We start from the raw sequence: 11,938 nt of genomic DNA, 5'->3' as shown, positions 1-11,938 counted from the left end.
GAACGGAAAGTGTGCACAATAGAGCTATTATGCTCGATTTTCATGAATGACGGAAGATGATATAAAACTGAAATGATGGAGGTTGAAAAGTAATGCCGGGGTTGAAAAATATCCAGAGTACTTTTAAGGAACGTCAGCAAGAAATTATTTTTAATATAGCACTGGAAGCAGAGCAACGCCCTTTATTGGAAAGTGGACTCTGGTTCCATGATGATGTGCGAAATAACTTTTATTATGCTTCGTATCTTTTTGCAGCGGCTGTTGATGATTCTTTTGAGCTGCCTTTTGATCGTGAGCAAGCGAAACAGAAAGCACAGGATGTGCTGCTGGAGATCTTAATACTTCAGAACCGGCAGCCCGGCACGGAGTTATATGGTCATTGGCCGCTCGGTTTGAATCCGGTTCCGCGAGATGCGTCACCGCATGAGTTACCAGTGGAGCTTATGGGCAACCTGCTGGCGTATTTTTGCAAAAGATACGGAGGAGCATTAAATGCTCAACTTCGCATAGTTCTGAATACAGCGTTTGGACATATTTATCGCAGTGATTTCTACCGTAAGCCGGTGGTTACTTTTGGGCATCATGAAGCTAAATATACAGCTGCTAAGCTGATTTTTGGCACCCTGTTTGCGGATGAAATATTGCTTGAGGATGGCCGGCAGAGTCTGAAGGATACGCTGGCTTATATTCGTACTAAAGGGATGCCGGAATACGGCAGTCTACCGTGGTTTTGGCATTGGGTGCAGGCATTCACCTGCGCGTTGGAACTTGTCCCGCCTGAGGATACGGAGCTTACTACGAGCCTTAAAGAAATGCTTGACCATTTATGGAATGTACGAGCTGAATTCTATCTGCGTGGCGCTTGGGTTGGTGCGCATTCTAGAGGCTGGCCGCATGATGTTCCCGGCGATGCTAATGTACTTCATGATTATGTTCAGTTTGGAGATTTCCAGCTGCCTGAGAGGATGCCGCGCACTGAGTATGCCGGTTTATTATTCTATCAAGCATCCGATGAAATATTAGCCGCAGCTATGAATCGCCAGATACCAATGGAAGTAGGGAAGATTACTCAGAAGGTTGTCCCAACGGATCCACAGCCGCAGCCTTTGCTTCATTCCTATGCTTATATTACAGAGGAGTTTGCAGCAGGCGGGATGTGGGAGCGGGTTGAGGAATTCGATAATGAGCAGCTTCGCTGGGCTTTTTCGTTACCTGTGAGTGGAGAGGGAAGCGCAAATCAGCTGTATTTCTTCCATCCGGGACAAGGCTACAATGAGGGAGATCCCCGCCATCAAAGCCGTTATATGGAGGTTCTCTATCACAAGAATGTCATCATTTCTTTATTCCCAATCCCCCAGGGTGAGAAGAATACGATCATCGGTGTACTTCCCCAAGGGGAATGGAAACAAGAGCCGTATACATTGTACGGGCAAGTTGGTGAGACGTATTTTGTTATTTATTTATCTCACCCTTATCAGCTGCAGGAACGGTCCAGATTCATAGAGGTATCCGTCGCAGGGATGCCGGGCGGTGTGATCGTTGAAGCATTGGGCATTAAGAAAGCTGCCGAATGTGGTATTATTGGTTTAGAGGCTTTTGCCGCAGCTATGGCTCATAAAGAAAGGAATTTCGAAGTGGGAGAGGTATTAGCAGCGAATTATACCAACATGGATGGTGAAAGCTTAGTTTTGAGTATTAGTAGGGAGTTAGAATTACCGCAAGCTCAGCTTAATGGAATTCAGATCTCATTAGATCATTATTCAGTATAAAAAACACAATTACTGTGATAAATAGTAATCCGAGTCGGCCTTTTTGGCCGGCTTCTTTAATAAGGAGCTACATGAAAGGATGTGATGCCCCATTGCACAGCCCGCAATAGATACCTAAGTATCCGTAAACGTGATTTTGTCCAAAATACTTATAATTGGGGTGAGCGACGATTTATCTGGATAAACTAGACCTAACGATTTGGTAATTCAATCCTTCCTAAGCACATTTCCCTTTAGAATAGCGGTGTTAGGTTACTAAATAGTAATTAATTACATTAAACCCTATTTTTCTGAGAGACATTTGTCACAATAAAGGTTAATATCTAAGTGAGATAGAAATGATTGCGCTTACTTATTTTCTAATAAACCTAATCATAATGAATGCGAGGGATATAACAGTGATTGAAACTGAATTTCGTGTAGAAAATGACTTTCTAGGCAGTAAACAGGTAGATAAGAACGCTTATTATGGGATTCAGACACTACGCGCAGTCGAGAACTTTCCTATTACGGGCTATCGGGTTCACAAAGAGTTAATCAAAGCGATGGGGATTGTAAAAAAAGCCGCTGCGCTTGCAAATATGGAAGTTGGCCGTCTCTATCGAGGGCTTGGAGAAGTTGTAGTGAAAGCAGCAGAAGAAATCATCGAGGGTCAGTGGCATGAGCAATTTATTGTAGATCCTATTCAGGGTGGTGCGGGTACCTCGTTAAATATGAATGCGAATGAGGTTATTGCTAACCGTGCCTTAGAACTGCTTGGCCATGAAAAAGGAGACTATCGTCACTTAAGTCCCAATTCACATGTAAATATGGCGCAGTCTACAAATGATGCGTTTCCGACAGCAATTCATATTGCCACACTTTCACTGCTGGAGCAGCTACTTGTAACGATGCACAGAATGCATGATGTGTTTGCGGTAAAAGCGGATGAATTCGATCCTGTGATAAAAATGGGTCGGACACATCTTCAAGATGCAGTGCCGATTCGTCTGGGTCAAGAATTCGAGGCTTATCGCAGAGTGCTTGAAAGAGATATCAAACGTATTGAGCATACACGCCATCATTTGTATGAAGTCAATATGGGAGCAACAGCAGTGGGTACAGGATTAAATGCTGATCCTCGTTATATTGAATTGGTGGTAGAGCACTTAGCTGAGATCAGTGAATTGCCGCTCGTAACGGCAGATCATCTCGTCGATGCCACCCAAAATACGGATGCCTATACAGAAGTGTCTGCTGCTCTAAAAGTGTGCATGATGAACATGTCCAAGATCGCTAATGATCTGCGGTTGATGGCCTCCGGTCCGCGGACTGGGTTTAATGAGATTTCATTGCCTGCACGCCAGCCTGGATCTTCAATTATGCCGGGCAAAGTTAATCCGGTTATGGCAGAGGTCATTAATCAGGTGGCTTTTCAAGTCATAGGGAACGATCATACGATCTGTCTGGCTTCCCAAGCGGGTCAACTGGAGCTGAATGTTATGGAGCCAGTGCTTGTGTTCAATCTTATTCAGTCCATCAGCATCATGAACAATTCCTTCCAAGTCTTCACAGACTTCTGTCTGGCTGGGATTGAAGCCAATAAGGAAAAGCTTGAGCGGGATGTGGAGCGGAGTGTCGGAATCATTACGGCTGTGAACCCGCATCTGGGGTATGAAGTGGTATCGCGGATCGCTAGAGAGGCGATTTTGACTGGGGAATCTGTACGGGAATTGTGCATTAAATATAATGTGCTGACCGAAGAAGAGCTTAATCTGATTCTGGACCCATACGAAATGACACACCCGGGAATTGCAGGAGCAGCTTTATTGCATAAAGAGTAGAATGTTCCGGAGGATCGAGCTTTTTGTTTGGAAAAAGCAAACCCCCGCCACCGTTTAGGGTGACAGGGGGAGATCCTAAATATGTTTTACTTATATGAATCTACTTCGCGATTGTCTGAAGTAGGTTCTTTTTTTACATTTCAGGCTTAAAAGAAAAATAAAGAACGTAACAGGCCGCGTTTTCTTGGCGGAGCCGTTAGCCTGGTAGAGGCAGTGGACTGGGAATTTTCATAAGAGGTGAGCGGTTTGCCGTTAGACACTTGCAACGGTTCTATGGATGCCGCGATTTGCTTGATCATTATTCGTAGGTCCTCAAGCTCCTCACGCTGCTGGAGCAGTTGGATCAATACTACTTCATCGGCTTTTTGATCGAGTGCACGTTCAACATTGTTGATGCGAGACAAGATATCCTTCATAGGCTCAGCAACTGTGTGCTGTAGTGGATTTTCCTGTTGTGATGTGGAAATTTGCTGCTCATTCGTGAGTGTGAGTTGTATACATTCCAAGGCCTCTCCGTGATTAATACGGTCTTTAATATGATTGAGCAGGTCGATTTGCTGCTCCGAGAAAACATAATGGCCAAATCGGTCTTTTGGAAAAAAATCAGGGAACATGGCAGCCCAACGTTTAATTGTGGTTAGACTAACTGACAGCAGCTCTGCGGCATCTTTTGTTTTTAGAATATCCATTTCGATTCCTCCAGTTCACGTAGTCATGTTATGAGTAATATTCGTTGTCCAGCAGCGGCTCCCTGCACGGTTGACAAAGGTAGTGCGTATTCGCTAAACAAAGTGTAATTACGAGCAATCTCACCCTTTTGGATTTCACTATCTTGCTTTTCCATTCCAAATTGAGTACAGATGAGCCTGCTCAGGGGTATAATTGCATTAGAGGTGAAGGCGATGAACAGGATTGAAGATGAGGAACAAATGACTGAGGAGCAATGGCAGGCTATTTTGCAAAACGATGTTGCTTATAACGACATATTTTTTTATGCGGTGAAGACTACAGGAATTTTTTGTCGACCCTCCTGCAAATCCAAAGCACCCAATCGGGAGAATGCGTGTGTTTTTCAGAATGCTGAACAAGCGCTGGCAGCCGGATTTCGTCCTTGCAAAAGATGTAAACCGACAGGTGAGCGTCTTCCTGATAAGGAATGGGTAGCTGTGGTGACGGAGTACATTGATCATAATTATATGGCCCCCCTCACCCTTGAAACGTTAGCTGAGGTATGTCATGGCAGTCCTTATCATTTACATCGAACCTTTAAGAAAGTAACAGGAATCACTCCTGTGGATTATATACAGCAAAAGAGAATCGCTAAGGCATCTGAGTATTTGCTTACTACAGAGCAGGCAGTTGCTGAGATTGCATTGCGCGTGGGTCTGCCCAATACATCGTATTTTATTACTTTATATAAGAAAAAAACAGGGTATACGCCCACACAGTTTCGTCAGCTTAACAAACAGAAAGTAACGTTGGCTTCTGATTTTAATTTGGAGGGACCGAATCATGGAGAATAAAACAAATGCTATTCTATACTGGACATTATTAACCGATAAGGACTGGAGTTTTTATATTGCAGCCACAGAGAAGGGTTTAAGTTATGTGGGTTCGCAGCAGCAACCCTTTGAGGAATTAAGCGAATGGGTTAGACGTCGTTTTCCGGGGAGTGAACTGGTGCAGAACGATGAGAAGATGGCGCCTTATTTGAGGGAGCTTAGTGAATATTTGCAAGGGAACCGGCAGAGCTTCGGCATTCCTTTTGATTATCAGGGAACTCCTTTTCAGCTTGCGGTATGGAAGGCGTTATGTGAAATTCCATATGGGCAAACCTGGTCCTATTCAGATATTGCTACACATATTCAAAAACCAGCTGCGGTACGCGCGGTAGGGACTGCCATTGGCGCGAATCCGATTCTGATTACGGTGCCCTGCCACCGGGTTATTGGAAAGAATGGGACATTAACAGGATACCGGGGTGGTTTGGATATGAAGACCAAGCTACTTCAGTTGGAGAGAGGAGAGTATACAGCAGATATATGAAAATAGAGTCCAATTACACCTCCCCAAAAACCTTGCTGAATAAAGGAACAGGTTATCTGTCAGGCTACAGTCATTCCTTAAATCCATATACGGGCTGCACTTATGGCTGTTCCTATTGTTATGTACGTCAGATGCCTGTCTCGCTGTTCCGAAAAGAGGAGTGGGGGACGTGGGTAGATGTTAAACAAGAAGCGGCTGCAATTTTACAAAAAGAACTGCACAAAGCGAAGGCGAAAGGTCCCGTCTCTATTTTTATGTCGTCAAGCACAGATCCCTATCAACCGGTAGAGCACAAGGAAGAGGTGACGAGATCTTTACTGGAGGTTATGGTTCAAGATCCGCCCGATTTCCTATTCGTGCAGACGCGTAGTCCGCTGGTTCGCAGAGATATAGATTTATTATTACGTTTAGAGGATAAGGTTCGTGTAAGTATAACTGTAGAAACAGACCGAGAAGATATTCGCCAAAAATTCACACCAAGCGCTCCTCCCATTGCTGCAAGACTGAAGACGTTACAGCTTCTACGTGAAGCTGGCATCCCCATTCAAGCTACTATAGCGCCAGTACTGCCAAGCAGTCCAACTTTTCCAGCAACCTTAAGGGCTTTGGTGGATAGAGTCTGTGTGGATGACTATTTTATGGGCGACGGCAGCGGCGGCAAACGCACACGGAGATTAGGGATTTATTCCCTATATGAAGAGCTGCAACTGGAAGATTGGTATGATCCTGCAGCATATCGCAGAGTGTATGAAGGACTTGAGCAAGTTTTTTCCGAAGAGGAGCTATTCTTGAGCCAGAAGGGGTTCGAGCCTTAATCTGAAACATGGTATAATAAATGAGAGCATTCATACTTAGTATTTAATATACTTAATATCCGTAATAGCTTATTGGAGGATTAGTGTGGCAAAAGCAAAGGTGGCCAAGCGGCCCACAAGAGATGAATTTGTGCTTGAGGAGTTAGGTAATCAGTTAGTTGAAGCTAAGCAAGAAGGTTCTGAGATTTTATTGACCGTATGGGGAAAAGAAGAAGAGGTACGCGGCATGATCGTGGAAATGGATTCGCGAACCGGGAAAGTACACCTCAGTAACCATGAAGAAATCATAAAAGTTCCTTTTATGGATATCATGCAGGTTAATTATCCCAGAGATTAATGGGCACGGCAGCAACAGGAGGTCCTGAAAGCTATCATAGCTTTGGGGCCTCTTTGATCATAAAGGTAAGGAATAGAGGATATAGAAAGGGAGGTCAACAATGCAAGTAACCAAAACCAACGCGATGCGAATGCTGGATGCCAAAAAAATCGGCTATGAAGTGTTCGCCTATGACAATGAAGATGGACTAATCCATGGCACGGCGGTGGCTGAGAAGATTGGAAAGGCGGCAGAGACGGTTTTTAAAACGTTGGTCGCTCATAGCGGTGCAAATCTTTATGTATTTGTTATCCCAGTTGCCGAAGAGCTGGATCTCAAAAAGGCGGCCAAAGCCGCCGGAGAGAAAAAAATTGAGATGCTGCCAGTGAAGGATCTGCAGAAATGGACAGGGTATATCCGCGGTGGTTGTTCACCTGTTGGAATGAAAAAGCTGTACCCCACGTTCATTGAGAGCAGCGCAGAAGGGCTGGAAACGATGGCTGTCAGCGCTGGGAAGATTGGCCAGCAAATGGATGTAGCCCCACAGTTACTCGCTGAGGTTGTACATGCGAAATTTACAGAACTAATCAAATAGCCGAGCAGCAAGCTGGCCTAAATATTCCTTCAATGCTAACCCTGTTATGGAGATCGCTCCCGGGGATGGACTGAACTTGGCGGGCTGCAGTGCAATATCAGCGCTGGCGATATAATCCGTAGGATAGGCTTGCGCTGTTAGCCCTGCATTCTTAAAGTGCAACATCGCTCGGGACATATGAAAACCTGAAGTAACTAGTATAGGTTTTATAAGTCCGGTTTGTTGCAGGATGGCTGCGGTATTTACAGCGTTTTGCTCCGTGTTGAGGGATTGATTTTCGATCAGGATGTCCTCTTCGGGTATGCCGAGACCCAGTAGTTGTCTTTGCGCGATATCCGCTTCATTACCACTGTCGGAGAATACTTGTCCGCCAGAAAATAAGATTGGCAGACCTGTCTGCCGATGGAGGCGAACAGCAGTAAGCAGGCGATTTGCCGCTGATCCGTATAAATTGCCCTCGCCGTCTATATCCGGTGTGCCAGAGCTGGCGCCCCCGCCGAGTACGACGATGACATCTCCTTGCAAAGTTTCCGGCTGCGGATATTTCCGTTCTAGACTGCCGATCAGCGCATCGCTGACTAAGGGTGTCATGGAGAAATACATTAATAGTGTAACCCCGAGTAGAACTAGTGCTGGCCGGCGGTTTTTTTTCCATAACCAAATGACTAAACCTAGCAGAAGCACGATAAACAGGCCGGGAGGAAGCACAAAGCTGTATACAAATTTGATGATGTAAATCAACAGTATCAACCGCCTTCTAAAAATATAAGTTCAGGTTGTATTGTAACATGAGATTGCAAGATTACATATTTACATGCGTATCCTTATACAAAACGGATATTGCCGCAGCTATCAGGATCATCCCCATAAAAGCGGGTGCAGCATGGCCAAGTGATACATATATTTGACCTCCAATGACAGGCCCGATCATTCTTGCTAAAGCCTGAATAGATTGGCTACCGCCTTGAATCCTCCCTTGTTCACTAGAATCGACAGACTTGGAAAGCATCCCATTGAATGAAGGCCCAAAGATCGAATCCCCAAAACCAAATATAAACATTCCAGCGATAAAAAGCGGATAGTATGAGAACAAAGCAGATAGTGCAATAAGACTGTAGCCTATAATCTCTGAAACCATTCCAAGAATTGCGATCTGTTTATCCCTAAATTTCAGCAAAAGCTTAGGCATGATGAAACCCTGTGAAATGATGTCTTGGAAGCCCATAATTGAAAACATCAGTCCGATTAGTGCAGGCTTCCAGCTGAAAGTATCCATTGTGAATTGTGAAAAAACAGCCTGTAAAGATCCGTTGGGTATCCAAAGTAAGAATGCTGAGACCAGTAGCCTTTTTAAGTTTTTTATGGACAATATGCTTGCAAGCTGTGTAAATGGATTCAGTCTTACCAAGGTAATTTCTTTTAGTCTATTGTTCTTGTCAAGGCTCTCAGGCATAAAAAAGAATCCGTAAACAACATTTAATAAGGTTATTATTGCTCCGAAATACATAGGTACAGAATAACCAAACTTGGCAAGTAAACCGCCTAGCGTTGGACCAATGACGGTGCCTACACCTACAACCGCACTCACCCAGCCAAAGTATTTGGTTCTCTGTTCTGGTGGAATGATGTCAGCAAAATAGGCGAAGATAGTACCTATGCTTCCGCCGGTTATACCTTCTATTAAACGTCCAACAAAGAGAACCCATAACGCTCCTCCTATCCCAAAAACTAAGTATCCAATCGCGGAACCCAAAAGGCATATCAAAAGTAATGGACGACGCCCGTATTTGTCGCTCAAAGCTCCAAGTGCAGGGGCTGCAAAAAATACGCAGACTGCATAAACAGACGTCAGCAGCGTGACAACTATAGCCTGTTCTCCCGGATTGCTTATATAAGGCTGCACTAAAAATGGGACAACGGGCATGATGATACTGAAGCCTATTCCGCACAGAAACACAGAGATCAAACCGAAGATTAGAGCGTGTTTATCTACGGTTTGCTCTGTGTTCTGTTCATTATGTGATCTGAATTTGAACATTAAATTCTCTCCTCAAAAGTTGATTTTTTGATTCCTTGGAAACAAATCTGGTACATCACCATTTTTATCACGGTTTTGTTTCCGTGTCAACAAAATAATGACCATAAAAATGCAGCCTTTCTCATAAGAGCCCGGCTGCATGGAGTTTCATTTTCATTATTCGAATTTATTCGGATTAAAATCTATACCCTGTTTCTTTATTTCTGCATCCAAATGCCTACTATACTTTTCTACGAAGCTAAGCATACTGTCAAATTGCTCCTCAGTTACCTGCTCAAATACGGCTTTATCCCGCTCTTGGAACTCTTTGTGCAGGTCCTCATGGATTTTATAAATTACTTTCCCTTGCTCAGTAAGCCTAAAATAGATTTCTTTTTTGTTATCCGATTTTTGGTAGCTTTCGATGAGGCCCTTTTGGATGAGCTTCTTAGTTAATTTACTTATGGCACCGCGAGTCATATAAAAGGACTCTGCAAGTTTTGTGACGTTGGAATCTGCATTTTTTTCAATGTATTCGATGCAATGTACTTCAGAAGGTTTATAACCCTTAAGACTGTCTTCCATCTTATCCTTATTAAGCCAAACCATCTTGTTATATACATCCCTGAAACCCATCATGACCTGATCTTCTTTGTTCATGGCCTGTCCTCCCAGCGCTCTTACATTAACAAATTATATTGATTTTTTGTTTCTATTTCAACAATATTAAAGTTGAGGATAGTTTGTTTCATTGAACTTTAGATAAAAATAACAGGTGAGTAGTAACAAGCGTAGATATAATATTCTTAAGAAACTGCGGTTTCTTCTTAAGAAAGTTCATCCGCTTGAAGCTGCACCAAAGATTGTTTGTCTGTTATCATAAGATTAAGATGATTGGACAGCTGTGGGATGATTTCTCTAAGGTAGGAGGACTGCATAGTGAAGAGTATTCGGGTACTGCTCGCAGATGATGAACCGGTGATTTTGCGAGGCCTAAAAAAACTGATTTCATGGGAGAAGCTTGGACTAACCATTGTTGGAGAGGCCAGTGATGGAATTGAGCTGAAACAACAGATCGAGGATTGTGATCCTGATCTGATTATTAGTGATATAAGCATGCCAGGATATACAGGGATTGATATCATCCGCGAAATTCATGAAGCTGGCAGAGCGGTGAAGGTTATTTTTATAAGCGCTTATCAGGAGTTTACGTATGCCCGTCAAGCACTGCAATATGGTGCGCTGGATTATTTGGTGAAGCCCGTGAACAAAAATCAGCTGGAACAGGTTGTGAGCAAAGCCGTCTCCCTTATTCGTCAAGAAACAGAAGGCGAGCGCAACAAAGAGAAGCTGAACCATTATGAACAGAGAAACCGCAGATTAACGATCGAAGAATTGCTCGACAAGCTGACGGACGGCAATAAGGGAACAGCAGACACCTTACTTGATATGGGGATTATTGCGCTAAGTCGCTACGTCAGTATTTGTTTGGTAGAGACGGACGAGTCGTCGGGGCAGCCTTCCAGATGGGAAGAACGCGAACGTAAGCTAATTGATTTTGCACTGTCTAACATTATTAAAGAAACCGTGGAGCAAAGCGATAATAGCTATATGTTCCGTAAAGGGGAACGTTTTTGTATCCTGCTCCAGCATGAATATGCTGAGGAACCAGCGAGAATTGCCTTAGACCTCCATGACAAAATTACAAGTTTTCTGAAATTAAAGGTGACTCTTGGGGTAGGCAATCCTGTTGACGGTATGGATGATGCTGATGAATCTTATCGCCAAGCTTTGAAAGCGCTAAATTATAAATATTTTACAGGGCCTAATCGTGTGATTCCTGTTAAAGAGAGCAGGTATGAGAGTGAATCATTGATTCAAGCTCCGCTGCATGAAATCCAGTCCGCCCTTGGGATTGCCATGAAATTACAACACAAAGAACAAATTGAGCAAGAGTGCCTGCGATTATTTCAGACGATCCGGCAGACGGCAGGCGGGAATAGAAACCAAGCCGTTTCTACCGTATACAATACATTCTTGCAGCTTGAACAAGAGCTTATTCAATTCGGTGTGGAGGCAGGTCCATCACTTCAGGATACAAATCCGATTCTTGAACGATTGGCTAATTATTCTACCTTCCAAGAGGTGGAGGAAGATTTCCGTGTGCTTTTGAGCAAAATGTCCGGGCAAATTGGCAGTCGCATGGGCAGTAAGGAACTGAAGCAGCTATCCCAGGTGAAGGCTTATATTGAGGAGCATTATCCAGAAAATATTACACTGGAATCTATGGCAGGGATGATGTTTATGAATTCCTATTATTTCAGCAGCTTTTTCAAAAAACATACCGGACAGAACTTTAAGAATTATGTCACTGAGGTGAGGATGAATCATGCCCTTCGTTTATTGCTGCAAAGCGATATGATGGTTTATGAGATTGCCGATAGTGTAGGCTACAACAATGCCCGGCATTTTAGCGATATGTTTAAGAAGAAATATGGCAAGCTGCCACAAGAATATAAGCAATCCTTCAAAAGCCAATAGTCAGATGGATAGCAAA

The 11,938-nt window shown here is 43.7% G+C and carries 12 protein-coding genes; 8 read left to right on the top strand and 4 right to left on the bottom strand.

What is annotated here, in order from left to right; genetic code table 11:
- The first annotated feature begins 92 nt into the window (after positions 1–92).
- Complete coding sequence (locus MKY14_RS09120) at positions 93–1,769, top strand: hypothetical protein (RefSeq protein ID WP_340976355.1); 1,677 nt, start codon at positions 93–95, stop codon at positions 1,767–1,769.
- 398 nt (positions 1,770–2,167) lie between these two features.
- Positions 2,168–3,592 (top strand): aspartate ammonia-lyase, encoded by a 1,425-nt coding sequence (gene aspA / locus MKY14_RS09115; protein ID WP_036689072.1) that lies wholly within the window; start codon positions 2,168–2,170, stop codon positions 3,590–3,592.
- 146 nt (positions 3,593–3,738) lie between these two features.
- Here the strand turns inward: aspA and MKY14_RS09110 are convergent, their stop codons facing one another.
- Positions 3,739–4,281, bottom strand: a complete 543-nt coding sequence (locus tag MKY14_RS09110) for a MerR family transcriptional regulator (protein WP_340976353.1) — start codon at positions 4,279–4,281, stop codon at positions 3,739–3,741.
- Between the two features lie 213 nt (positions 4,282–4,494).
- Between MKY14_RS09110 and MKY14_RS09105 the strand changes: the two genes are divergently transcribed.
- From MKY14_RS09105 to ybaK, 5 genes are all read left to right on the top strand, one after another.
- Positions 4,495–5,115 (top strand): bifunctional transcriptional activator/DNA repair enzyme AdaA, encoded by a 621-nt coding sequence (locus MKY14_RS09105; RefSeq protein WP_076182533.1) that lies wholly within the window; start codon positions 4,495–4,497, stop codon positions 5,113–5,115.
- The gene (locus MKY14_RS09100) at positions 5,105–5,638 is read left to right on the top strand and encodes a methylated-DNA--[protein]-cysteine S-methyltransferase (protein WP_340976352.1); all 534 of its coding nucleotides are present in this window, start codon (positions 5,105–5,107) and stop codon (positions 5,636–5,638) included. Before MKY14_RS09105 ends, MKY14_RS09100 begins: the two co-directional genes overlap by 11 nt.
- The gene (locus MKY14_RS09095; RefSeq protein ID WP_340976351.1) at positions 5,635–6,453 is read left to right on the top strand and encodes an SPL family radical SAM protein; all 819 of its coding nucleotides are present in this window, start codon (positions 5,635–5,637) and stop codon (positions 6,451–6,453) included. Before MKY14_RS09100 ends, MKY14_RS09095 begins: the two co-directional genes overlap by 4 nt.
- 85 nt (positions 6,454–6,538) lie before the next feature.
- Entirely contained in the window at positions 6,539–6,790 is a 252-nt protein-coding gene (locus MKY14_RS09090) for a YolD-like family protein (protein ID WP_036688306.1), read from the top strand.
- A gap of 100 nt (positions 6,791–6,890) precedes the next feature.
- Positions 6,891–7,364 carry a Cys-tRNA(Pro) deacylase gene (ybaK, locus tag MKY14_RS09085; protein WP_076129827.1) on the top strand — a complete coding sequence of 158 codons (474 nt, stop codon included), beginning with the start codon at positions 6,891–6,893 and terminating at the stop codon, positions 7,362–7,364.
- On the opposite strand, the gene MKY14_RS09080 is transcribed toward ybaK, so the two are convergent.
- The 3 genes from MKY14_RS09080 to MKY14_RS09070 form a co-directional block, all read right to left on the bottom strand.
- Positions 7,353–8,105 carry a YdcF family protein gene (locus MKY14_RS09080; RefSeq protein WP_340976350.1) on the bottom strand — a complete coding sequence of 251 codons (753 nt, stop codon included), beginning with the start codon at positions 8,103–8,105 and terminating at the stop codon, positions 7,353–7,355. The two genes, ybaK and MKY14_RS09080, sit on opposite strands and share 12 nt — an antisense overlap.
- Before the next feature lie 61 nt (positions 8,106–8,166).
- A complete protein-coding gene (locus MKY14_RS09075; RefSeq protein WP_248548812.1) occupies positions 8,167–9,402 on the bottom strand; it encodes an MFS transporter in 1,236 nt (411 codons plus the stop codon).
- A 156-nt stretch (positions 9,403–9,558) separates the two neighbouring features.
- The gene (locus MKY14_RS09070; RefSeq protein WP_076182515.1) at positions 9,559–10,041 is read right to left on the bottom strand and encodes a MarR family transcriptional regulator; all 483 of its coding nucleotides are present in this window, start codon (positions 10,039–10,041) and stop codon (positions 9,559–9,561) included.
- 279 nt (positions 10,042–10,320) lie between these two features.
- On the opposite strand from MKY14_RS09070, the gene MKY14_RS09065 reads away from it, so the two are divergent.
- Positions 10,321–11,922, top strand: a complete 1,602-nt coding sequence (locus MKY14_RS09065) for a response regulator (protein ID WP_076190964.1) — start codon at positions 10,321–10,323, stop codon at positions 11,920–11,922.
- The last annotated feature ends 16 nt before the right edge of the window (positions 11,923–11,938 follow it).

Source organism: Paenibacillus sp. FSL R5-0887, assembly GCF_038002305.1.
Classification (GTDB): domain Bacteria; phylum Bacillota; class Bacilli; order Paenibacillales; family Paenibacillaceae; genus Paenibacillus_AQ; species Paenibacillus_AQ odorifer.
The sequence above is the reverse complement of the archived record's forward strand: the minus strand, read 5'-3'. Positions and strand labels throughout refer to the sequence as shown.

Excerpts from the sequence above, each read along its gene's own strand:
- MKY14_RS09120 (WP_340976355.1), top strand. The coding sequence starts at position 93 with ATGCCGGGGTTGAAAAATATCCAGAGTACTTTTAAGGAACGTCAGCAA.
- MKY14_RS09110 (WP_340976353.1), bottom strand. The coding sequence starts at position 4,281 with ATGGATATTCTAAAAACAAAAGATGCCGCAGAGCTGCTGTCAGTTAGT.
- MKY14_RS09105 (WP_076182533.1), top strand. The coding sequence starts at position 4,495 with ATGAACAGGATTGAAGATGAGGAACAAATGACTGAGGAGCAATGGCAG.
- MKY14_RS09100 (WP_340976352.1), top strand. The coding sequence starts at position 5,105 with ATGGAGAATAAAACAAATGCTATTCTATACTGGACATTATTAACCGAT.
- MKY14_RS09095 (WP_340976351.1), top strand. The coding sequence starts at position 5,635 with ATGAAAATAGAGTCCAATTACACCTCCCCAAAAACCTTGCTGAATAAA.
- ybaK (WP_076129827.1), top strand. The coding sequence starts at position 6,891 with ATGCAAGTAACCAAAACCAACGCGATGCGAATGCTGGATGCCAAAAAA.
- MKY14_RS09075 (WP_248548812.1), bottom strand. The coding sequence starts at position 9,402 with ATGTTCAAATTCAGATCACATAATGAACAGAACACAGAGCAAACCGTA.
- MKY14_RS09070 (WP_076182515.1), bottom strand. The coding sequence starts at position 10,041 with ATGAACAAAGAAGATCAGGTCATGATGGGTTTCAGGGATGTATATAAC.